This window comes from Klebsiella sp. P1927 (genome assembly GCF_018204675.1).
Classification (GTDB): domain Bacteria; phylum Pseudomonadota; class Gammaproteobacteria; order Enterobacterales; family Enterobacteriaceae; genus Klebsiella; species Klebsiella pneumoniae.
Genome location: NZ_CP073377.1, coordinates 1,956,651 through 1,977,722 on the forward strand (window position 1 = coordinate 1,956,651; position 21,072 = coordinate 1,977,722).

The window sequence follows — 21,072 nt, forward strand, 5'->3', positions numbered from 1 at the left end:
TGTGTATTAAATTATATAACGAAGCCGGGCGCAATGGGCGATCGCATTTATCCTCATCGCGATCAGGGCATTTCGTACCACACTTCTTCCTCTTCCATGCGGGCTTCTATCTGCCTCGCCACCCTCTGCAGTGCAGGGAGATGCTTCTGCGCCGCCTGCTCAATGGTCATTGCGCTGGCGATATAGACCAGGTTCAGGCAGCCGATAACCCGCTGCTGACTGCAGACCGGCACGGCGATCGAGGCGATTTTCTCCTCCTGCCGCCAGCCGCGGAAGTTTTCGCCATAGCCGTTCTGGCGGGTGCGGGCGAGGATCGCCGCCAGCCGTTCCGGTTCGCGGGCCAACTGATACTCAGCTTCCGGACGGGCGGCCAGCATGCTGACGATGGCGTCGCGTTCCGCGTCGGGGGCAAAGGCCAGCCACGTCAGTCCGGAGGCGGTGAGCAGCAGCGGCAGCCGCCGTCCGACCATCGCGCGGTGAAACGACAGTCGGCTGAAGCGGTGGGTAGTCTCGCGCACCACCATGGCGTCGACGTCGAGGGTGGTGATGTCCGTTGGCCACTGCACCTCGCGCAGCAGCTCGCCGAGCAGCGGCGTGGCGAGGGCAGAAATCCAATGTTCGTCACGAAATCCATCGCTCAGTTGGCGGACGTTAATGGTCAACCGGAAGCTGTCATCGGAGCGGCTGCGGCGGACAAAACCCTCCTCCTGTAGCGTCTCCAGCAGCCGGCGCACGGTGGTGCGATGCAGGCCGCTAAACTCCGCCAGCAGGCCCGGCGTCGCGCCGCCGTCGAATTTATTTAACAATTTTAATAACAATAAACCCCGGCTTAATCCGCGCACCGTTTTGTACGCTGCGGACTCATCGTCACGCATAAATCCTCCATTAAAATGCTTTAAAAACAGTGCTGTGCACCTGGTGCACATTCGATGATGTTTTGATTGTAGCCGAAAACCCCCGCCCTATACTCAGCCCATTATAAAAATACGTTTACACATGATTAACAAATTGCCTGTCAGCCGGGCAGTTTCCGAGTCGTGAGGTCGCTGAGAATGACAACATCTACACCCGATATTCAACCCGCCGTGCAGCATACCGCTCAGGTCGCCATCGTTGGCGCCGGTCCGGTTGGTCTGATGATGGCCAACTACCTTGGCCAGATGGGCATCAGCGTGCTGGTGGTGGAAAAGCTCGCCACACTGATCGATTACCCGCGGGCCATCGGCATTGACGATGAATCCCTGCGGGCGATGCAGGCGGTGGGGCTGGTGAATGACGTGCTGCCGCATACCACGCCGTGGCACGCCATGCGTTTTCTCACCCCAAAAGGCCGCTGCTTTGCCGATATCCAGCCGATGACCGATGAGTTTGGCTGGTCGCGGCGCAACGCCTTCATTCAGCCGCAGGTCGATGCGGTGATGTATCACGGTCTGCAGCGTTTCCCGCAGGTCCGCTGCCTCTTCTCCCGCGAAGTGGAAGCCTTTAGCCAGACCGGTGACGGTGTCACGTTAAATCTTAAAGGACCGGACGGCGAGCGGGAGACGGTGCGCGCGGACTGGCTGGTGGCCTGCGACGGCGGCGCCAGCTTTATTCGCCGTACGCTGAACATCCCCTTCGAAGGTAAAACCGCGCCGAATCAGTGGATCGTCATCGATATCGCTAACGACCCGCTGGCCACCCCGCACGTTTACCTGTGCTGCGACCCGGTGCGACCCTACGTTTCCGCCGCGCTGCCCCACGGCGTGCGCCGCTTTGAATTTATGGTGATGCCCGGCGAAACCGAAGCTCAGCTCAGCGAACCGCACAATATGCGCCGCCTGCTGAGCAAAGTGCTGCCGGACCCGGATCGCGTCGAGCTGATCCGCCAGCGGGTCTATACGCATAACGCCCGCCTTGCCGAGCGCTTTCGCATCGACCGCGTGCTGCTGGCCGGCGATGCGGCACACATCATGCCGGTCTGGCAGGGCCAGGGGTACAACAGCGGCATGCGCGACGCCTTCAACCTGGCGTGGAAGCTGGCGCTGGTGGTCAACGGTAAAGCGGGAGAGGCGCTGCTCGACAGCTACCAGCAGGAGCGCCGCGACCACGCGAAAGCGATGATTGATCTGTCGGTCACCGCCGGCTACGTGCTGGCGCCGCCGAAGCGCTGGCAGGGGGCCGTGCGCGACGGTCTCTCCTGGCTGCTGAATTACCTGCCGCCGGTGAAGCGCTACTTCCTCGAGATGCGCTTTAAGCCGATGCCGCAGTACCGCGAGGGGGCGCTGCTGACCGACGGCGCCGGCAAGACCTCGCCGGTGGGCAAAATGTTTATTCAACCGCAGGTGACGCTGGAGAGCGGCGAGAGCGTGCTGCTCGACGACGTCATCGGCGCGAATTTCGCCATTATCGGCTGGGGCTGCAACCCGCAGTGGGGGCTCAACGCCGGGCAGATCGCCCGCTGGCGCGCGATTGGCGTGCGCTTTATCCAGGTGGTGCCGGAGGTGCAGATCCACCGCGAGCAGGATAACGCCCCCGGCACGCTGCGGGTGGGCGACAGGCAAAATCGCCTGAAGAGCTGGTTTGCTCAGCATAACACCGCCATCGCCGTGGTCAGACCGGACCGCTTTGTCGCCGCTCTCGCCATCCCGCAGACCCTCGGCGCGCAGCTGACCGCCCTGGCGGAAAAAATGACCCTCGCAATCGAGGAAACTGCCCACGCAGAAGAGAAGGTGGCCTGATATGCATGCCTATTTGCACTGTCTCTCCCACACTCCGCTGGTGGGATTCGTGGACCCGGAGCAGGCGGTCCTCGATGAAGTGAACGGGGTGATTGCCGACGCCCGGCGGCGGATCGCTGAATTCAATCCAGAGCTGGTGGTGCTCTTCGCCCCCGATCACTACAACGGTTTTTTCTATGACGTGATGCCGCCGTTCTGCCTCGGGGTCGGCGCCACCGCGATTGGCGACTTCGCCAGCGCCGCCGGCGACCTGCCGGTGCCGACCGAGCTGGCGGAAGCCTGCGCCCACGCCGTGATCAACAGCGGTATTGACCTGGCGGTGTCGTACAACATGCAGGTGGACCACGGCTTCGCCCAGCCGCTGGAGTTTCTGCTGGGTGGCCTGGACCGCGTACCGGTGCTGCCGGTGTTTATTAACGGCGTCGCCGCGCCGCTGCCGGGTTTTCAACGCACCCGGCTGCTGGGCGAGGCGATGGGCCGCTTTCTCAATACCCTCAATAAGCGGGTGCTGATCCTCGGCTCGGGCGGACTCTCGCACCAGCCGCCGGTGCCGGAGCTGGCGAAGGCCGACGCCCATCTGCGCGATCGCCTGCTCGGCGGCGGAAAGCAGCTGCCGCCGGACGAACGCGAACGGCGCCAGCAGCGGGTGATCAATGCCGCCCGACGGTTTACCGAAGACCCCCACTCGCTCCATCCCCTCAACCCGGTCTGGGACAACCGCTTTATGAGCCTGCTGGAGCAGGGGCGGCTGAGCGAACTGGACGCGATCGGCAATGACGAGCTGTCGGCGATGGCCGGGAAATCGACGCACGAAATTAAGACCTGGGTGGCCGCTTTTGCCGCGCTATCCGCTTTTGGCCGCTGGCGCAGTGAAGGCCGCTATTACCGGCCGATCCCCGAGTGGATCGCCGGATTCGGCTCGCTGAGCGCCACCACCGAGATTTGATTAACCGGGAGACTAACATGAGCTATCAACCGCAAACTGAAGCCGCCACCAGCCGATTCCTCAATGTCGACGAGGGGGGCCGCACGCTGCGCATCCATATCAATGACTGCGGCGACGGGAAAGAGACCGTGGTCATGCTGCACGGCTCCGGGCCGGGGGCCACCGGCTGGGCCAACTTCAGCCGCAATATTGACCCGCTGGTCGAGGCGGGCTATCGCGTGCTGCTCCTCGACTGTCCGGGGTGGGGCAAAAGCGATGCTATCGTCAACAGCGGCTCGCGTTCGGACCTCAACGCCCGCATTCTGAAAAGCGTGGTCGATCAGCTGGGGATCGATAAAGTCCATCTGCTGGGCAACTCGATGGGCGGCCATAGCGCGGTGGCCTTCACCCTGAGCTGGCCGGAGCGGGTGGCAAAGCTGGTGCTGATGGGCGGGGGGACCGGCGGCATGAGCCTGTTCACGCCAATGCCGACCGAGGGCATCAAGCTGCTGAACGCCCTGTACCGCGAGCCGACCATTGAAAACCTCAAAAAGATGATGAGCATCTTCGTCTTCGACACCCGCGACCTCACCGAGGCGCTGTTCGAGGCGCGTCTCAACAATATGCTGTCGCGCCGCGACCATCTGGACAACTTCGTCAAGAGCCTGGAAGCCAACCCGAAGCAGTTTCCTGACTTTGGCCCGCGGCTGGGCGAAATCAGCGCGCCAACTCTGATCGTCTGGGGACGCAATGACCGCTTCGTGCCGATGGACGCCGGGTTGCGCCTGCTCGCCGGGATCGCCGGTTCGGAACTGCATATTTACCGCGACTGCGGCCACTGGGCGCAGTGGGAACATGCCGACAGTTTTAATCAGCTGGTGCTCAATTTCCTCGCACGGGCTTAAGGAGTAAATGATGACTTTTTCTCTTGACGCGCTGGCCCGGCAGCTCCGCGACGCGGAACAGAGCGGCCAGGCGATCGCCCCGCTGCGCGATATTCTCGGCGTCGACAATGCCGACGCCGCCTATGCCATCCAGCGCCTGAACGTCCAGCACCATGTGGCCCATGGCCGGCGGGTGGTGGGCCGCAAGGTGGGCCTGACCCATCCCAAAGTGCAGCAGCAGCTGGGCGTCAATCAGCCGGACTTCGGCACCCTGTTTGCCGACATGTGCTACGGCGACAACGCCGAGGTGCCGTTTGGCCGCGTGCTGCAGCCCAAGGTGGAGGCCGAGATCGCCCTGGTGCTGAAGCAGGATCTGCCGCATGCCGATACCACTTTTGATGAACTGTATAACGCCATCGAATGGGTATTGCCGGCGCTGGAGGTGGTGGGCAGCCGCATTCGCGACTGGTCAATCGGCTTTGTCGACACCGTCGCCGATAACGCCTCCTGCGGCCTGTACGTCATTGGCGGCCCGGCGCAGCGTCCGGCGGGACTGGATCTGAAGCAGTGCGCCATGCACATGACCCGCAACCAGGAGCTGGTCTCCAGCGGCCGCGGCAGCGAGTGTCTGGGGCATCCGCTGAACGCCGCAGTCTGGCTGGCGCGCAAGCTGGCGAGTCTCGGCGAACCGCTGCGGGCGGGGGATATCGTGCTGACCGGGGCGTTAGGCCCGATGGTGACGATTAACGAGGGGGACAGCTTTGTCGCCCATATCGAAGGTATTGGCTCAGTCGCGGCACGCTTCGTTGCCGCCGGAGAAGGAGATCGTGATGCGTAAACGTAAAGTCGCCATTATCGGCTCCGGGAATATCGGCACCGATTTAATGATTAAAATCCTGCGCCACGGCCAGCATCTGGAGATGGCGGTGATGGTCGGCATCGACCCGCAGTCGGATGGCCTGGCCCGCGCCAGGCGCCTGGGCGTTGCGACCACTCACGAAGGGGTGGGCGGCCTGATGCAGATGGCGGAATTTGCCGACATCGATTTTGTTTTTGACGCCACCAGCGCCGGGGCGCACATCAAAAACGATGCCGCGCTGCGCGAAGCGAAGCCGGGGATCCGCGTTATCGACCTGACGCCGGCGGCGATTGGCCCATACTGCGTACCGGTGGTCAACCTCGCGGCCAATCTCCATCAGGGCAACGTCAATATGGTGACCTGCGGCGGGCAGGCGACCATCCCAATGGTCGCCGCGGTCTCGCGAGTGGCGAAGGTGCATTACGCGGAGATCGTGGCCTCGATCGCCAGCCAATCCGCCGGGCCGGGCACGCGGGCCAATATTGACGAATTTACCGAAACCACCTCGCAGGCGATTGAAAAAGTCGGCGGCGCGGGCAAGGGCAAAGCGATTATTGTACTGAACCCGGCGGAGCCGCCGCTGATGATGCGCGATACCGTCTACGTCCTGAGCGAGCTGGCGTCGCAGGAGGCGATTGCCGCCTCGATCGCCGAAATGGCGGCGGCAGTGCAGGCTTACGTCCCGGGCTACCGGCTGAAGCAGCAGGTGCAGTTTGAGGTTATCCCCGAGGACAGGCCGGTCAACCTGCCCGGCGTCGGCTGTTTTTCCGGCCTGAAAACCGCGGTTTACCTCGAAGTGGAAGGGGCGGCGCACTATCTGCCAGCGTACGCGGGCAACCTCGATATTATGACCTCGGCGGCGCTGGCGACGGCGGAGCAAATGGCCGGGGCAATGCACAGCGCGGCGGGAGCGACAGCATGAACGGTAAAAAACTTTATATCTCGGACGTGACGCTGCGCGATGGTATGCACGCCATTCGTCACCAGTATTCCCTGGCGCAGGTGCAGCAGATCGCCAGCGCGCTGGATAAGGCTGGGGTCGACTCCATCGAAGTGGCCCATGGCGATGGCCTGCAGGGATCCAGCTTCAACTATGGCTTTGGCGCCCACAGCGACATCGCCTGGATTGAAGCGACAGCGGATGTCGTGAGCCAGGCGAAAATCGCCACCTTGCTGCTGCCGGGCATCGGCACGCTGCACGATCTGAAAGCAGCCTATCAGGCCGGGGCGCGGGTGGTGCGGGTCGCCACCCACTGCAGCGAAGCGGACGTCGCCGCGCAGCATATTGCCTTTGCCCGCGAGCTGGGGATGGACACCGTCGGTTTTCTGATGATGAGCCATATGATCTCCCCGCAGGCGCTGGCGCAGCAGGCGCTGAAGATGGAATCTTATGGCGCGACCTGTATCTATGTGGTGGATTCCGGCGGGGCGATGAACATGAACGACATTCGCGACCGCTTCCGCGCCCTGAAGGCGGTGCTGAAGCCGGAGACCGCCACCGGGATGCATGCCCATCATAATCTGAGCCTCGGGGTGGCGAACTCGATCGTCGCGGTGGAAGAGGGGTGCGATCGCATTGACGCCAGCCTGGCCGGGATGGGGGCGGGGGCGGGCAATGCGCCGCTGGAGGTGTTTATTGCCGCCGCCGACAAGCTCGGCTGGCAGCATGGCACCGATCTCTACGCCCTGATGAACGCGGCCGATGAGCTGGTGCGGCCGCTGCAGGATCGCCCGGTGCGTGTCGACCGCGAAACGCTGGCGCTGGGCTACGCCGGAGTCTACTCCAGCTTCCTGCGCCACAGCGAAGCGGCGGCCAAGCGCTATGGCCTCAGCGCGGTGGATATTCTCGTCGAGCTGGGCAAGCGGCGGATGGTCGGCGGCCAGGAGGATATGATCGTCGACGTCGCGCTGGATCTGCTTAACCGCAATAAATAACTAAGAACGTGCGGCTGACAAAGCATCAGCCGCCAGTCACCTGCTCCGTTTGTTCGGCTATCGCCAAGGTACCCTATGACCAAGATAACGACTGCAAACCCCTCGCGCCTGGTGGTCACCATCGGGCTCTGTTTTATGGTGGCCCTGATGGAAGGGCTGGATCTGCAGGCGGCGGGGATCGCCGCCGTCGGCATGGCGCAGGCCTTTGCGCTGGATAAAATGCAGATGGGCTGGATCTTCAGCGCCGGGATCCTCGGCCTGCTGCCCGGCGCGCTGGTGGGCAGCATGCTGGCGGACCGCCACGGGCGTAAGCGCATTCTGTTGGGGTCGGTGCTGCTGTTTGGCCTGTTCTCGCTGGTCACCGCGCTGGCATGGAGCTTCCCGACGCTGCTGCTGGCGCGCCTGCTCACCGGCGTCGGGCTCGGGGCGGCATTGCCGAACCTGATTGCCTTAACCTCGGAAGCCGCTGGTTCACGCTTCCGCGGCCGGGCGGTAAGCCTGATGTACTGCGGCGTACCCATTGGCGCCGCGCTGGCGGCAGCGCTGGGCTTTTCCGGTCTCGCCGCGGCCTGGCAGACTATTTTCTGGATTGGCGGCGTGGTCCCGCTGCTGCTGATCCCGTTGCTGATGCGCTGGCTGCCGGAGTCGCAGGCGTTTCAGCGCGCGGAGGCCAGCGTGCCGCTGCGCACCCTGTTTGCCCCGGGCCAGGCCGCCGCTACGCTGCTGCTGTGGCTGGGTTATTTTTTCACCCTGCTGGTGGTCTATATGCTGATCAACTGGCTGCCGATGCTGCTGGTGGGCCAGGGATTCCGCGCCAGCCAGGCGGCGGGGGTGATGTTCTCTCTGCAGACCGGCGCCGCCTGCGGCACGCTGCTGCTGGGGGCGCTAATGGATAAGCTCACCCCGCTGCGGATGTCGCTCCTGATCTACAGCGGCATTCTGGCGTCGCTGCTGGCGCTGGGCAGCGCGTCGTCGCTGACTGGCATGCTGCTGGCGGGGTTTGTCGCCGGGCTGTTCGCCACCGGCGGACAAAGTGTGCTTTACGCTCTGGCGCCGCTTTTTTATCCCGCGGCCATCCGCGCCACCGGGGTGGGCACCGCCGTGGCGGTGGGGCGTCTTGGGGCGATGAGCGGCCCGCTGCTGGCCGGCAAGATGCTGGCCCTCGGCGCCGGCACCGTCGGGGTGATGGCGGCCTCGGCGCCGGGCATTGTGTTGGCCGGCGTGGCGGTGTTCTGGCTGATGCATCGCCAGCAGCGCGCGGCCATGGTCTGATATGCATCCGGCGGTCTGGTAAAAAAATGCCGGGCCGCCGCCTTGCCTGTCCGCGTCCCCTGGCCTAAGGTAAGACATCATTCCCTGACGCTTATCGTCCCTATGGCTTACACCTCCCGTTTGCTAAATGCGATCCCTGGCATCCCCCACGCTTTTCTCGATGTCCATGAAACCGCCGCCTTTCCCTATGCCGAGCTGGCTCCGGTGAAGCTGGTGCATGGTAATGAGGTTCATCATTATCAGCAGCCGCTGCCGACGCGCCCGCACGCCGATGCGGTGTTTACCGCGGTAGCCGGGCAAAAGGTGGGGGTGGTGACCGCCGACTGTCTGCCGCTGCTGATCGCCTCGCGCGACGGTCGCTACGTCTGCAGCGTGCATGCCGGCTGGCAGGGGCTGGTCAGCGGTATTGTCGACAACAGTCTGGCCTGTTTTCGCCAGCAGGGGGTGGCATTGGCCGATCTGGTCATCGCCGTGGGGCCGTATATTCACCCCTGCTGTTACGAAGTCTCCGCCGGATTCTATCAGCAACTGCTGGATCAGCCCGGCGGTGACCGGGTGGCCCGCCATCGACAGCGGCTGTTCCACTCCCGTTCGGGCCCGGTCAGCGATCCGCTCAAAGCCGCCGCGCGTGGCAGCGATAATCTGTGGTTTGATCTGCGCGCCTTTGCCGAAGCGATCTTCGCAGAGGCGGGGGTGGCGCCGGCGAGCGTTGAATGGCTGGGGAGTTGTACCTACTGCACCCCGCAGTCGCTGGGCTCCTACCGGCGCCGGACCCATTTTCCGGCGCCGAAGAGCTTTCAGTATTCGTGGATCATGCGCGAAGCCTGAGGCGGGCTCGCGCTAGAGCACCCGAAAACCGTGGGTGCCGTCGCGGGCCAGCTGATCCACGAGGCCATACTCCCACTCCAGATAGGCCTGCATGGCCTCGGCGGAATTATCGGTTCCTTCGTACGGACGACGATAGCGGTCACGGCGCTCGACGGCGAGGCCGCTGTCGCCATGCGCCAGCGGCAGACCGGCGGCGATCCACGCCAGCGTCCCGCCGGTAAGCAACTGCACCGGTTTACCGGTCAAGGCCGCCACCTCCGGCACCGCGTAGCGGGCCAGCAGACTGCTGCCGCAGGTCACCACGTAACGTTGGGCGGGAGGGATTGCTTCCAGGGCCTGGCGCAGCTGCGAGCGCGTTAGCCACCACGCGCCGGGGATATGGCGAGCGACAAAGTTGGCGCTGGTGGTAAAATCGAGCACCACCGTACCGGGTTCTTCCAGCTGTTGCGCCAGCTGCGTCGGGCTTATCTCCTCCGCCTGCGGGCCGGGCGGCACCTCGGCGGCAGGCACCCCGCGTTCGCTCAACTGGCTGGTCGACAGCGCGCTCAGCCGCGCCGTCTCCCAGCCCATCTGCGCCAGCCACGAGCCGGTTATCGCCGCCCGGATGCCATCGTCATCCAGCAGCACAATGCGCGCCCCTCGTACGCTGGCGAAGTGGTCGGTCTCCTGCACCAGCTGGCCGCCTGGCGCGCTCAGGCTGCCGGGATAGTGACCCGCCGCGTACTCTTCGGGGCTGCGGACATCAAACAGGAAGGTGGTGCGGTCGCTCTGCTGCTGCCAGCGTTGCAGCGTGGCCTCATCGATGACCGCCACCCCGGCCCGTTCGGCAAAATGCGCCACCTCAGCGGCCCGGGCGCCGGAGGCGCGGGCGGAGGGATCGTATTGCCGCTGTTGCTGGTGCGCCAGCGTCTGGCCGGCCAGCGTCCAGCCGATAGTGCCATTGCGCAGGGCATGGACCGGGTTTGGCACGCCGGCGTTGATCAGCGACTGGGTGCCAATGATGCTGCGGGTGCGTCCGGCGCAGTTGACGATAACCGGCGTCTGCGGGGAGGGCGTCAGGCTCTCTACCCGCAGGGCCAGCTCGCCGCCGGGCACGCTGATGCTGCCGGGGATGCTCATGGTCTGGTACTCATCGAAGCGCCGGGCGTCGACGATCACCACCTCCTGCCGGCTGTCGATGAGCGCCTGAACCTCCTGGGCGCTGAGCGACGGTGTGTGACGCACGCTTTCCACCAGCTCGCCAAAGGCTTTACTGGCGGAGTTGACGTCCTGAAACAGCTCGCCGCCGCTGCGGCGCCAGCCGGCGAGACCCTCGGCCAGCAGGGCCACATCCTGATAGCCCCAGGACCGCAGCCGTTCGACGGCGATCTCCGCCAGACCCTCGCCGTTGTCGTAGACGGTGAGCGGGGTGGTGAAGCGCGGTATCCGCCGGCGGACCTCGAGCTCCAGTTTGCTGAGCGGCAGATTGACGGCAAACAGCGGATGAGCGGTGGCGAAATCGGCCTCTTCACGGACGTCGATCAGCGCCAGTTCACGACGGTCGAGCAGCGCCTGGCGGATCCCGGCGGCCTGGCGATAAGCGTAGGTGGACATAGTGGTTATCCTTGATGTTCGCGGGAGGAATCCCAGATATTGGGTAAATGGCGGTTAGAGTAGCCGGAGATAAACGGTTTCTGCTGCCCTTCCGGGGTATACACGGCGCGCTTCACCGCGCCGATATTGCCGCCGTAGACATGAATGCTGATAGAGACGCGATCCGCCAGCGCATTGCTGACGCGATGAATATCGCCATCGTCAGCGGATACTTTCTCCACCTGGCCTGCTTCCAGAAGCGTGGCGGCGCCGCGCGCGCGCGGTATGCCATCGGCATCCAGCTGGTAGCGCTGGTTTTCCTCCGCGCCGCGCAGCATCCCAATGGCCCCCCACACCCGGTGGTCATGGATCGGCGTCGCTTGCCCCGGTCCCCAGACGAAGCTGACAATCGAGAAGCGCTCCCCGGAGTCGGCATGCAGCAGATACTGCTGGTAATGGTGCGGATGCGGCAGGGTGTACTCTTCCGGCAGCCAGTCGTCGTAACGCACCAGCGCCGCCAGCCGCTGCGCCACGGCGTCAAGCAGCGGGGCGGTCTGGTGGTGTTCGCGGTGCAGGCGGTCTACCTCATGAATGAAATGGCGTAATTTTTCCAGTCGTGGTGCAGTCATGTGCGGTTCCTGTCAGAGGGACTGGTCAAAACGCTAACAGAGGCGTTAATATTATTTAAATGCAATTTACGCATATATTAATATGCAAATTTCACATAAGGATCCTATGCGCATTGACGATATCGACGCTTTGCTGGCCACGGTGCAGTTTTCCTCCCTCAATCAGGCCGCGGAATATCTGGGGATCACCCAGTCGGCCATCACCCGGCGCCTGCAGCGTCTGGAACAGGAGCTGAACGTCACGCTGTTAGAGCGCCAGACCCGCCCGCTGACTCTGACCGCCGCCGGACACCGGGTGTACGAGCAGTGTCTGAGCATTAAGCGTGAGACGAAAAAACTCTACAGCCTGTTGGATCCGGAAGGCGAGCCGCGCGGCGCGCTGCGTCTCGGCGTGCCGCAGAGTCTCAGCGAGATTGCCCTGCCGGCGGCGCTGTCGGCGCTGAGCCAGCAGTTTCCCGGACTGTCGCCGCAGATCACCTGCGGCTGGAGCGGACAGCTGCAGCGCTGGCTGGAAAACGGCGAGCTGGACGGCATGCTGGCGATGGGGCCCGCCCAGCAAAGCTTCGCCGAGGGCTACAGCGGGCGCCTGCTGTGTCCCCTGGAGGTGGTGCCGATCGTCGGCCGGCGTTTGAATTTGCGCGCGTCATCCCTGCGGGAGTGCGCCGAACGGGGCTGGATCCTTAACCCCGACGGCTGTGGCCTGCGCGCCGGGCTCATTCGCGAGCTGCAGAGCCAGGGATTGCGGTTGACGCTCAACGTCGAGAGCGCGGGCGCGCAGCTGCAGATAGCGCTGGTGGCGCAGGGGCTGGGGCTGGGTCTGGTGCCGAGGGCGGCGCTGGCCAGCAGCCCGTGGCGGGACGAGGTCGCGGTCCTCAGCCTCAGCGATTTTCAGCCTGCGGTCTCACTGTGGCTGATCCACGCCCAGTATCTGGCGAACCTGCAGCCGCCGCTGACCTTTTTTGCCAGCAAAGTGATGCAGCAGCTGACCGTATCCGACTGAAAGCACTATGTATTTTTGTTTAATGCTAATTAAGCATATTAAGATATGATAAAAATGCATTTTGCTCATTAACACGCTCTGTATAGGGTTATGACCAGCGCCGCTGTCGCGGCCACTCCATTACCCTGACGCAAGGAGTTGTTCATGAGCATTCAGTTTCTCGGCATGATTGGCCACCGCCTCTCTTCCGAAACGATTGCCCCGGTGGGGCCGATCTTTGACCGCGACTATATCGTTCGCTTTGCGCAAACCCATGAAGCCGCCGGGTTTGATCGTCTGCTGGTCGGCCACTGGTCCGATCAACCCGACGGCTTTCTGGTGACGGCCCTGGCCGGACTGTCGACGCAGAAAATTCAGTACCTGCTGGCCCATCGTCCCGGTTTTGTTTCCCCAACCCTTGCCGCGCGCAAATTCGCTACCCTTGAGCACCTGCTGGAGGGCCGCTTGGCGGTGCATATCATCAGCGGCGGCAACGATGCCGAGCAGCGCCGGGATGGCGATTATCTCGACCACGACCAGCGCTACGCCCGCACCGACGCCTTCCTCGACATCGTGCGCCAGGTGTGGACCAGCGAGCAGCCGGTGGATATTCACAACGATTTCTATCAGGCCGAGCAGGCCTGGTCCGCCATTCGCCCGCTGCAAAAACCGCATCTTCCGATCTATTTTGGCGGCTCGTCGGAAGCGGCCATCGCCGTCGCCGGCAAACATGCCGACGTCTTCGCCCTGTGGGGCGAGTCGCTGGCGCAAACCGGCGAGACCATCCAGCGGGTGCGCGCCGAAGCGGCGAAACACCAGCGTGATATCGGCTTCAGCGTCTCGTTCCGGCCGATTATCGCCGACAGCGAAGCCGAAGCCTGGGAGAAAGCCGAGCATATCCTGCACGTCGCCACCGAGCAGGCGGCGCAGCGCGGGGGCGGTTTCAAAGCCAAACCGGAGAGCATCGGCGCCCAGCGGCTGCGGGCTACTGCGGCGCAGGGCAGAGTGGTGGACAAACGCCTGTGGACCGGCATCGCCCAGCTGGTGGGCGGCGGACATAACTCCACCGCGCTGGTGGGCACCCCGGAGCAGGTGGCGGATGCGCTGCTCGATTACTACGACCTCGGGGTGCGTAACTTCCTGATCCGCGGCTTCGATCCGCTGAACGACGCGGCCGACTATGGCCGGGCGCTGTTGCCGATCGCCCGGGAAAAAGCCGCCCGGCGTGCAGTGGCGGAGCGCGCATCGTGATCCATCCTGAGCGCGACGACTGGGCCCGGCAGCTGACGGCGCTTCGCCAGCAGATGGCGGAGCAGGCAGCCAGCCTTGACGCCAGCGGCGAGTTTCCCTGGCGTAATATCGACCATCTGCGTGCGGGGGGCTGGTTAAGTCTCGCCGTGCCGCCATCCTGCGGCGGCGCGGGCGCCAGTCTGGCCCAGCTGCAGCAGGTCATCGCCGCCATCGCCTGGGGAGAGCCGGCGACAGCGCTGATTGTCTGCATGCAGTATCTCCACCATTTGCGGCTGGCGGAAAACGACGCCTGGCACGCGCCGCTGCGCCAGCAGGTTTTTCACGATGCTGTCGAACACGGTGGCCTCATCAACAGCCTGCGCGTCGAGCCGGAGCTGGGCTCCCCGGCGCGGGGCGGCCTGCCGGACACCGTGGCGACCCGTCGCGCGGAGGGCTGGGACATCAGCGGCCATAAAATTTATACCACCGGCATTGAAGGACTGCGCTGGCTGGCAGTGTGGGCCAGAAGCGATGATAACCCGCCGCTGGTGGGTACCTGGCTGGTGCCTGGCGACAGCCCGGGTATCACGGTGGTGAAGAGCTGGGATCACGCCGGGATGCGGGCCACCGGCAGCCATGAAGTTATTTTTAACCACGTGCGGGTGGCGGCAGAGCACGCGGTGGATGTCTGGCCGACCGATACGCCATCCGCCGCCCAGGCCGAACCGTTTCGCCTGTTCGCCAACCGGCAGACGGCGCTGCTGGCGGCGATCTATGACAGCATTGCCCACGCCGCTCACGACTGGCTGGTGAAGTGGCTGGCGGGGCGGGTGCCCGCCGGTCTCGGCCATCCGCTCTCTCGTCTGCCACGGGTGCAGGAGAAAGTCGGGCAGATCGCCGGGCTGCTGCTGGTCAGCCGCAGCCTGCTGGAGCAGGCCGCCGCGCTGCGCTTTTCCGCCATCGAGGCCAATCTGGCGAAAGTCACCATCACCGACAACGCCATTCAGGCGGTGAATATCGCGCTCGAGCTGACCGGCAATCATGGTCTCAGCCGACAAAACCCGCTGGAACGCCACTACCGCAATGTGCTCTGCGGACGGGTACATACCCCACAGAGCGACAGCGCCTGGCTGGCAGCTGGCAACTTCGTCTTTCAATCACAAGGATAATCACGATGCGTCTATCATTTTCAGGCCGGTTGGCGGCCGCGCTGATGCTGCTGGCGCTGGGCGGCTACGCGACAGCGCAGGAGCGGCTTACCCTGCGTATCGCCGATCAAAAAGGCGGCATGCGTTCGCAGCTGGAGGCGGCCAACGCCCTGCAAAATCTCCCTTACGACATTAAGTGGGCCGAGTTCCCGGCCGCCGCGCCGCTGGCGGAAGCCCTCAACGCGGGCGCCGTGGACGCGGGGATCATCGGCGATGCGCCGTTGCTCTTCGCCCTGGCCAACGGTGCGCCGGTCAAAGCTATTGCCGTGGATAAAAGCAACCCGGCGGGGACCGCGGTGCTGGTATCCCCCGGCAGCACGTTAAAAAGCGGCGCTGATTTAAAAGGCAAACGCATCGCCACCGGTAAAGGGTCGATTGGTCATTTCGTGGCGCTGAAAGCGCTGGAGCAGGCGGGGATTTCACCGAAGGAGGTGCAGTGGGTGTTCCTCGGCCCGGTGGACGCCAAAGTGGCGTTGCTAAACGGTTCGGTGGACGCCTGGGCGACCTGGGAGCCCTACACCACCCAAATGGTGAAGACCAACGAGGGGCAGATCCTGGTGAGCGGCAAAGGGCTGCTGCCGGGGAATACCTTCCTCGCGGCAACGGATTCCGCGCTTAACGATCCGCATAAACGCGCCGCGCTGCAGGATTATCTCCAGCGCCTGGCCGGCGCCGAGCGCTGGGCCTACGCCAATCTCGACAGCTACGGCAAAACGTTGGGGGAGATCATCCGCTTCCCGGCGGAGATCGCCCGTGCGCAGTTTGCCAACCGCCAGTCGCAGTGGCAGCCGCTGGCCGAGGAAACGGTGGCCCAGCAGCAGGCAACGGCGGACTTTTATCTCGCCAACGGCCTGATCCGCACCCGGCTGGACGTGAAGCCGACCTTTGACCGCCGTTTTAGCGTGCCCGCCGCCGAGGTGACGCCATGACCAGAACCCCTTTTTCCCGCCGCCGTTTTTTACAGCTCAGCGGCGGCCTGGCGCTGGCCGGGGTCTCTCTGCCGCTGTGGGCTCATGATATGGCGGACATGGCCGGCGGCGATGCCCATCCGGCGCTGCGCCTGCCAGAGCCCTACAAGATCAAGCTGGCGATCAACAAAAGCGCGGTATGCCTCGCGCCGGTCGCCGTCGCCGAGCAGCAGAAGATATTCAGTAAATACAACCTCGACGTTGAGTTTGTTAACTTCGGCAGCTCCACCGATGTGCTGCTGGAGGCGATCGCCACCGGTAAGGCCGACGCCGGGGTGGGGATGGCGCTGCGCTGGCTGAAGGCGCTGGAGCAGGGCTTTGACGTCAAGCTCACCGCCGGGACCCACGGCGGCTGTCTGAACCTGCTGACGGCTAAAGACTCGCCGTTCGGCGGCCTCGAGAGCCTGAAGGGGCAAACCATCGGCGTCACCGACATGGCCGGACCGGATAAAAACTTCTTCGCCATTCTGCTTAAGCGCCACGGTATCGACCCGATCAGCGACGTGCAGTGGAAAGTCTACCCGGCGGATCTGCTCAGCGTGGCGCTGGACAAGCGCGAAATCGCCGCCATCAGCGGCAGCGAGCCGTTCAGCTATCGTCTGCTGGAGACCGGTAAGTATCAGCTGATCGCCAGCAATATGACCGGGGATTATGCCAACCTCAGCTGCTGCGTGCTGGGGGTGAGCGGGAGCCTGGCGCGGGACCATAAACCGGCCGCCGCGGCGCTCACCCAGGCGATCCTTGAGGCGCACAGCTATGCCGCTGCGCATCCGGAAAGCGTGGCGCAATCCTTCCTCGCCCATGCCCTGAATACCAGTGAAGCGGAGGTGAGCGGCATCCTCCACGGGCAGGGCCACGGCCATCACGCGGTGGGCGAAGCGTTCGTGAAAGAGCTGACGCAGTATGCGGTCGACCTGCAGCGGGTGCAGGTGATCAAGCCGGGTACCGATCCCCATCAGTTCGCGGAGAGTATCTATGCCAACGTATTCGCCTGAGCAGGCTCTGGCGCGCCCCACCGGCCGCGCGCCGCTGTGGGGAGAAGGGCTGCTGGCCGCCGCGCTGTGGCTGCTGGGCGGTCTGTTTACTCTTACCTGGCCCGACGCCGGGCGGCGCTGGCCGTTTAGCGAAGGCTGGGCGCTGGCGCAATTCACCCTCGGCGGCGGCTTGCTGCTGCTGGCGCTGAGCTATCGCTACTGGCGGGCGCGCGGCGCGCGTGTGCTGCATGCCGGCAAGTGGCTGGCGCTGCTGCCGGTGCTGTTTGCTGTCTGGGAAGGGCTGACCGCCAAAACTGCCGTGTTGCCGGTACCATTCTTCGCGCCGCCGCAGGCGCTGATCGAGGTGCTGCACGACGACTGGCCGCGCCTGCTCGACAGCCTGCTGCACTCCCTGGGGCTGCTGGGGCTCGGTGTGCTGCTGGGTACCAGCAGCGGGTTCATCACCGGTCTGGCCATCGGCTGGTCGCAACGGATTGGCTACTGGGTGCATCCGGTGTTACGTCTGCTGGGGCCGGTGCCGTCCACCGCGCTGCTGCCGCTGTGCCTGTTTATTTTTCCCTCGAGCTTCGGCGCCAGCGTGTTTTTGATCGCGCTGAGCACCTGGTTCCCGGTCACGGTGCTGACCTGGTCCGGAGTGATGGGCATTGATAAGGCGTGGTACGACGTGGCGCGGACCCTCGGCGCCAGCCAGCGTTTCCTGATCCTGCGGGTGGCGATCCCCGCCGCGTTGCCGAACGTCTTTGTCGGCCTGTTTATGGGGCTCGGCGCGTCGTTTTCGGTGCTGATTGTCGCCGAAATGGTCGGGGTGAAGTCGGGGATCGGCTTTTACCTCCAGTGGGCCCAGGGCTGGGCGGCCTATCCGAATATGTATGCCGCGCTGCTGGTGATGGCCTTGTTATGCTCCGGCCTGATAAGCGGATTATTTATGCTGCGTGACCGGCTGCTGAGCTGGCAGCGAGGAGGGATGCAATGGTAACCGAGACGATAGCGCGCGGCGCGGCGGTATCCATCAGCCATCTTCATCATGCGTTTACGCTTGGCAAACAGACGGTACCGGTGCTGGAGAATATTAGCCTGCAGCTGCGCCCGGGGGAAAGCGTGGCGCTGCTGGGCCCTTCCGGCTGCGGTAAATCAACCCTGCTGCGGCTGCTGGCGGGGCTGGAAGCGCCGCAGAGCGGACAGATGCAGATCGACGGCGCGGCGCTCGGCGCCCCGGGGCCGGAGCGAATTCTGGTGTTTCAGGATCCGACGCTCTATCCGTGGCTGACGGTGCGGCAGAACGTGCTGCTGGGCCCGCAGGCGCAGGGGAAAAAGGGGCTGGAGGCGAAGGCAGACGCGTTGATTGACCGCATCGGGCTGCAGGCCTTCAGCGAGGCGTGGCCGCGGCAGCTGTCCGGAGGGATGGCACAGCGTGCGGCGCTGGCGCGCGCCTTGTTGAACGAACCGCGTCTGCTGCTGCTCGACGAGCCGTTGGGCAAACTCGATTCGCTGACCCGCATCAGTATGCAGCGGGAGCTGATCGCCCTCTGGCAGCAGCAGGGGTATACCAGCCTGCTGGTGACCCACGATATCGAAGAGGCGCTGCTGCTGTGCGAGCGGGTGCTGGTGATGTCGCCGCGTCCAGGGCGGATTATCGCCGAGTTTGCGCTGCCGCTGGCTTTTCCCCGTCATCGCGATAACCCGCAGCTGCTGCAGCATCGTCAGGATATATTGCGCATCCTCGGCCAGGAGGCGGATTGGTAAGCTGAACGCATTCCCCGGTGGCGCTGCGACAAATGTCACGGAAACGTAGGCCGGCGCAAGCGCAGCGCCGCCCGGCAATGGGCATCCGGCGCCAGGCGCCTGTTTTTGCCCGGTGGCGGCTGCGCCTTACCGGGCCTACGAACTGCGACAAATGTCACGGAAACGTAGGCCGGCGCAAGCGCAGCGCCGCCCGGCAATGAATATCCGGCGCGACGCCATGGTCCGGCTTAAAAATCCATCTTCACCGTGAACTGCACTTCGCGCGGGTCGCCAATCTGGTTGCCGAGGTTATTGGTGCCGATCGAGGAAGTGTAATAGGTCTTATCAAACAGGTTCTTCACATTCACCTGCAGCGTCACCGGATACTGCAGCTTCATCTTATAGGCGGCAAACACATCCGCCACCGCATAGCCCTGCAGATAATAATCCGCGCCGTTGGTGCCGGAACGCTTGCTGACCGCATGGCCGCCGCCGCCGACGGTCAGGGTATTGCTGTTATAGACGTTATGAATGTCATAGGTCAGGAACAGCGAACCGGTATGTTTCGGTACGTTTGGCAGCGGTTTCCCGGCGTAATCCGGATCTTCCAGCACTTTGGCGTCGGTGTAGCCGTAGCTGGCGATCACGCTGAGGTTATCGGTGATGGACCCGGCCAGATCCACTTCCACGCCCTGGGAACGCACTTTGCCCGCCGTTTTGGCCACCGTCTCATCGCCAATGCTCTCGGTGTACAGCACGTTACGCTTGTGAATATCAAACAGCGCGATATTGGCGGTAATGCCGTTTAACAGGTCGAATTTGGCGCCCACTTCGTAAGAGGTGGACTCTTCCGGCGGCAGCTCGCCGATATAGCTGGCGATCGACGACTGCGGCATAAACGACTGGGCGACGTTGGCGAACAGGGAGACGTTCGGCGTGATCTTGTAGACCAGGCCGGCTTTCGGCGTCCATTTCTCATCGCGGCTGTCGGTATTGACATTAAACGGTCGGCCTTTACCGGCGTACTGGGTGTAGTACTGGTAGCGCACGCCGGCGACGGCGATCCAGTTGTCGGTCAGGTACAGCGCGTCCTGCACGTATGCGGCATAGCTCTCCTGCTGGATCCGCTGGTCGCTGTCGGAGGCGGAGACGGTATTACAGGTGTCGAGAGTGCCGTAGACCGGATGATAGATGTTAAAGCCTTTAACGTTCTTACAGCGCAGCATATCGGTGCGCAGCAGATCGTAATTCTCATAGGCGACGCCGGTCAGCAGCTCGTTATAAAAGCCGCCCACTACCACGTTGCCCTGCAGGTCGGCGCGGGTGGAGTGCATCTTCTGCGTTGAACCGTGGGTACCATCGACCCGGCGGGTGAGGTTGCCGGTCGCCGAATCATAGGCCATCACCCGCGCCTGGTTATCGTTGTAATGATCCTGGCTGTAGCTGTAGTCGAAGCGCGCGGTCCAGGCGTCGTTAAGGCGATACTCGGCGTTGAGCTGAGCGAGATCGGAATAGCCATCGGTAATATTAAACGCTTCATCGAAGCGGGTTTTGCGATCGACGTTAACCGCATGGCCGGTATTCAGATCGAAGATAGTTCCGCGATCAAAGGGGGCGCTGTAGTCGCGGTGCGAATAGGACGCGGTCACCGTTGCCCGCTCGCCAAACCAGGTCAGGGAAGGGGCGATAAAGCTGCTTTTGTTTTTACCGAAATTGCGCCAGTAATCCTCATTCTGATATTCGCCGATCAGTCGGTACGCCAGATTTGTGCCTTCGATGGGGCCGGTGATGTCGACGCTGCCGGTGCCGCCGCCAAAGCTGGTGGAGGTCCCGGAAACCGAACCGGAGAACTGCCGCTCCGGCCGTTTAGTGATGACGTTGATCAGCCCGCCGGGGTCGAGGATACCGTACAGCGTCGAGGCGGGCCCCTTCAGGACTTCCACCCGTTCGGTGGCGGCGTTAAAGCTGCGCGGCAGCACGGTGCGCAGGCCGTTGGTCATGATCGAGCCGTCGCGGTTGGCGCCGAAGCCGCGGCGGGTAAAGGCGTCCTGGGTACCGCCGAGGGTGTTGGTCTGCACCACGTTAGCGACGTTATACAGCGCCTCATCGAGTGAGGTGGCGTGCTGATCTTCGAGAACCCGATCGCTCACGGTATTGACCACCTGGGGAATATCCAGCAGCGGCATCGAGGTTAGCGTCGCGGTGGCGGAGCTGAGCGGCTGATAGCCGCTGGTGGCGCTTTGCTGCGCGCCGTCGGCCACTACGGTGATAGTCTCTTCCGCGTCGTTAGTACTTTTCGCCGCGCGATTGTCGGCGGCCATTAATCCCGGTGAGGCTAAAAAAAGAAGC

At 63.7% G+C, this 21,072-nt stretch carries 18 protein-coding genes and 1 pseudogene; 15 read left to right on the forward strand and 4 right to left on the reverse strand.

What is annotated here, in order from left to right:
• Window positions 1-62: 62 nt before the first annotated feature.
• Window positions 63-875, reverse strand: a complete 813-nt coding sequence (locus tag KB892_RS09895; protein WP_004200238.1) for a DNA-binding transcriptional regulator — start codon at window positions 873-875, stop codon at window positions 63-65.
• A gap of 177 nt (window positions 876-1,052) precedes the next feature.
• On the opposite strand from KB892_RS09895, the gene KB892_RS09900 reads away from it, so the two are divergent.
• From KB892_RS09900 to KB892_RS09935, 8 genes are all read left to right on the forward strand, one after another.
• The gene (locus KB892_RS09900; RefSeq protein WP_004200236.1) at window positions 1,053-2,717 is read left to right on the forward strand and encodes a bifunctional 3-(3-hydroxy-phenyl)propionate/3-hydroxycinnamic acid hydroxylase; all 1,665 of its coding nucleotides are present in this window, start codon (window positions 1,053-1,055) and stop codon (window positions 2,715-2,717) included.
• 1 nt (window position 2,718) lies between these two features.
• Entirely contained in the window at window positions 2,719-3,663 is a 945-nt protein-coding gene (mhpB, locus tag KB892_RS09905; RefSeq protein ID WP_004200235.1) for a 2,3-dihydroxyphenylpropionate/2,3-dihydroxicinnamic acid 1,2-dioxygenase, read from the forward strand.
• 17 nt (window positions 3,664-3,680) lie between these two features.
• The gene (gene mhpC, locus KB892_RS09910) at window positions 3,681-4,547 is read left to right on the forward strand and encodes a 2-hydroxy-6-oxonona-2,4-dienedioate hydrolase (RefSeq protein ID WP_004151837.1); all 867 of its coding nucleotides are present in this window, start codon (window positions 3,681-3,683) and stop codon (window positions 4,545-4,547) included.
• A 10-nt stretch (window positions 4,548-4,557) separates the two neighbouring features.
• Complete coding sequence (gene mhpD, locus KB892_RS09915) at window positions 4,558-5,364, forward strand: 2-keto-4-pentenoate hydratase (protein WP_002908598.1); 807 nt, start codon at window positions 4,558-4,560, stop codon at window positions 5,362-5,364.
• The gene (mhpF, locus tag KB892_RS09920) at window positions 5,357-6,307 is read left to right on the forward strand and encodes an acetaldehyde dehydrogenase (protein ID WP_004200234.1); all 951 of its coding nucleotides are present in this window, start codon (window positions 5,357-5,359) and stop codon (window positions 6,305-6,307) included. The genes mhpD and mhpF overlap by 8 nt, the downstream gene beginning before the upstream one ends.
• Window positions 6,304-7,320, forward strand: coding sequence for a 4-hydroxy-2-oxovalerate aldolase (mhpE, locus tag KB892_RS09925; protein WP_004200233.1), 1,017 nt, complete (start codon window positions 6,304-6,306; stop codon window positions 7,318-7,320). Before mhpF ends, mhpE begins: the two co-directional genes overlap by 4 nt.
• A gap of 75 nt (window positions 7,321-7,395) precedes the next feature.
• Complete coding sequence (gene mhpT, locus KB892_RS09930) at window positions 7,396-8,592, forward strand: 3-(3-hydroxy-phenyl)propionate transporter MhpT (RefSeq protein WP_004200231.1); 1,197 nt, start codon at window positions 7,396-7,398, stop codon at window positions 8,590-8,592.
• A 102-nt stretch (window positions 8,593-8,694) separates the two neighbouring features.
• Window positions 8,695-9,420: a purine nucleoside phosphorylase YfiH/LACC1 family protein gene (locus tag KB892_RS09935; protein WP_004200229.1), complete on the forward strand. Its 726-nt coding sequence runs from the start codon at window positions 8,695-8,697 to the stop codon at window positions 9,418-9,420.
• 12 nt (window positions 9,421-9,432) lie between these two features.
• On the opposite strand, the gene KB892_RS09940 is transcribed toward KB892_RS09935, so the two are convergent.
• The gene (locus KB892_RS09940) at window positions 9,433-11,013 is read right to left on the reverse strand and encodes a rhodanese homology domain-containing protein (RefSeq protein ID WP_004200227.1); all 1,581 of its coding nucleotides are present in this window, start codon (window positions 11,011-11,013) and stop codon (window positions 9,433-9,435) included.
• A gap of 5 nt (window positions 11,014-11,018) precedes the next feature.
• Window positions 11,019-11,621, reverse strand: coding sequence for a cysteine dioxygenase family protein (locus tag KB892_RS09945; RefSeq protein WP_004200226.1), 603 nt, complete (start codon window positions 11,619-11,621; stop codon window positions 11,019-11,021).
• A gap of 106 nt (window positions 11,622-11,727) precedes the next feature.
• On the opposite strand from KB892_RS09945, the gene KB892_RS09950 reads away from it, so the two are divergent.
• The 7 genes and pseudogenes from KB892_RS09950 to KB892_RS09980 all read left to right on the forward strand — a co-directional run bounded on the left by KB892_RS09950 (window position 11,728) and on the right by KB892_RS09980 (window position 18,744).
• A complete protein-coding gene (locus KB892_RS09950) occupies window positions 11,728-12,621 on the forward strand; it encodes a LysR family transcriptional regulator (RefSeq protein ID WP_004200224.1) in 894 nt (297 codons plus the stop codon).
• 144 nt (window positions 12,622-12,765) lie between these two features.
• Window positions 12,766-13,861: pseudogene (locus KB892_RS09955) on the forward strand (LLM class flavin-dependent oxidoreductase).
• Window positions 13,848-14,999, forward strand: coding sequence for an acyl-CoA dehydrogenase family protein (locus KB892_RS09960; protein ID WP_004200220.1), 1,152 nt, complete (start codon window positions 13,848-13,850; stop codon window positions 14,997-14,999). The pseudogene KB892_RS09955 and the gene KB892_RS09960 overlap by 14 nt, the downstream one beginning before the upstream one ends.
• Window positions 15,000-15,004: 5 nt before the next feature.
• Window positions 15,005-15,967, forward strand: coding sequence for an ABC transporter substrate-binding protein (locus KB892_RS09965; protein ID WP_004180329.1), 963 nt, complete (start codon window positions 15,005-15,007; stop codon window positions 15,965-15,967).
• On the forward strand, window positions 15,964-17,001 hold the full coding sequence (locus tag KB892_RS09970) for an ABC transporter substrate-binding protein (protein WP_004189530.1): 1,038 nt from the start codon (window positions 15,964-15,966) through the stop codon (window positions 16,999-17,001). The genes KB892_RS09965 and KB892_RS09970 overlap by 4 nt, the downstream gene beginning before the upstream one ends.
• A complete protein-coding gene (locus tag KB892_RS09975; RefSeq protein WP_004148681.1) occupies window positions 16,982-17,977 on the forward strand; it encodes an ABC transporter permease in 996 nt (331 codons plus the stop codon). The genes KB892_RS09970 and KB892_RS09975 overlap by 20 nt, the downstream gene beginning before the upstream one ends.
• Window positions 17,971-18,744: an ABC transporter ATP-binding protein gene (locus KB892_RS09980; RefSeq protein WP_002908439.1), complete on the forward strand. Its 774-nt coding sequence runs from the start codon at window positions 17,971-17,973 to the stop codon at window positions 18,742-18,744. The genes KB892_RS09975 and KB892_RS09980 overlap by 7 nt, the downstream gene beginning before the upstream one ends.
• Window positions 18,745-18,971: 227 nt before the next feature.
• Here the strand turns inward: KB892_RS09980 and KB892_RS09985 are convergent, their stop codons facing one another.
• The gene (locus KB892_RS09985; protein ID WP_004200219.1) at window positions 18,972-21,044 is read right to left on the reverse strand and encodes a TonB-dependent siderophore receptor; all 2,073 of its coding nucleotides are present in this window, start codon (window positions 21,042-21,044) and stop codon (window positions 18,972-18,974) included.
• Between the last annotated feature and the right edge of the window lie 28 nt (window positions 21,045-21,072).

Excerpts from the sequence above, each read along its gene's own strand:
- mhpF (WP_004200234.1), top strand. The coding sequence starts at position 5,357 with ATGCGTAAACGTAAAGTCGCCATTATCGGCTCCGGGAATATCGGCACC.
- mhpD (WP_002908598.1), top strand. The coding sequence starts at position 4,558 with ATGACTTTTTCTCTTGACGCGCTGGCCCGGCAGCTCCGCGACGCGGAA.
- KB892_RS09975 (WP_004148681.1), top strand. The coding sequence starts at position 16,982 with ATGCCAACGTATTCGCCTGAGCAGGCTCTGGCGCGCCCCACCGGCCGC.
- KB892_RS09900 (WP_004200236.1), top strand. The coding sequence starts at position 1,053 with ATGACAACATCTACACCCGATATTCAACCCGCCGTGCAGCATACCGCT.
- KB892_RS09935 (WP_004200229.1), top strand. The coding sequence starts at position 8,695 with ATGGCTTACACCTCCCGTTTGCTAAATGCGATCCCTGGCATCCCCCAC.
- KB892_RS09940 (WP_004200227.1), bottom strand. The coding sequence starts at position 11,013 with ATGTCCACCTACGCTTATCGCCAGGCCGCCGGGATCCGCCAGGCGCTG.
- KB892_RS09950 (WP_004200224.1), top strand. The coding sequence starts at position 11,728 with ATGCGCATTGACGATATCGACGCTTTGCTGGCCACGGTGCAGTTTTCC.
- mhpC (WP_004151837.1), top strand. The coding sequence starts at position 3,681 with ATGAGCTATCAACCGCAAACTGAAGCCGCCACCAGCCGATTCCTCAAT.
- KB892_RS09895 (WP_004200238.1), bottom strand. The coding sequence starts at position 875 with ATGCGTGACGATGAGTCCGCAGCGTACAAAACGGTGCGCGGATTAAGC.
- mhpB (WP_004200235.1), top strand. The coding sequence starts at position 2,719 with ATGCATGCCTATTTGCACTGTCTCTCCCACACTCCGCTGGTGGGATTC.
- KB892_RS09965 (WP_004180329.1), top strand. The coding sequence starts at position 15,005 with ATGCGTCTATCATTTTCAGGCCGGTTGGCGGCCGCGCTGATGCTGCTG.
- KB892_RS09945 (WP_004200226.1), bottom strand. The coding sequence starts at position 11,621 with ATGACTGCACCACGACTGGAAAAATTACGCCATTTCATTCATGAGGTA.
- mhpE (WP_004200233.1), top strand. The coding sequence starts at position 6,304 with ATGAACGGTAAAAAACTTTATATCTCGGACGTGACGCTGCGCGATGGT.
- mhpT (WP_004200231.1), top strand. The coding sequence starts at position 7,396 with ATGACCAAGATAACGACTGCAAACCCCTCGCGCCTGGTGGTCACCATC.
- KB892_RS09980 (WP_002908439.1), top strand. The coding sequence starts at position 17,971 with ATGGTAACCGAGACGATAGCGCGCGGCGCGGCGGTATCCATCAGCCAT.
- KB892_RS09970 (WP_004189530.1), top strand. The coding sequence starts at position 15,964 with ATGACCAGAACCCCTTTTTCCCGCCGCCGTTTTTTACAGCTCAGCGGC.
- KB892_RS09985 (WP_004200219.1), bottom strand. The coding sequence starts at position 21,044 with ATGGCCGCCGACAATCGCGCGGCGAAAAGTACTAACGACGCGGAAGAG.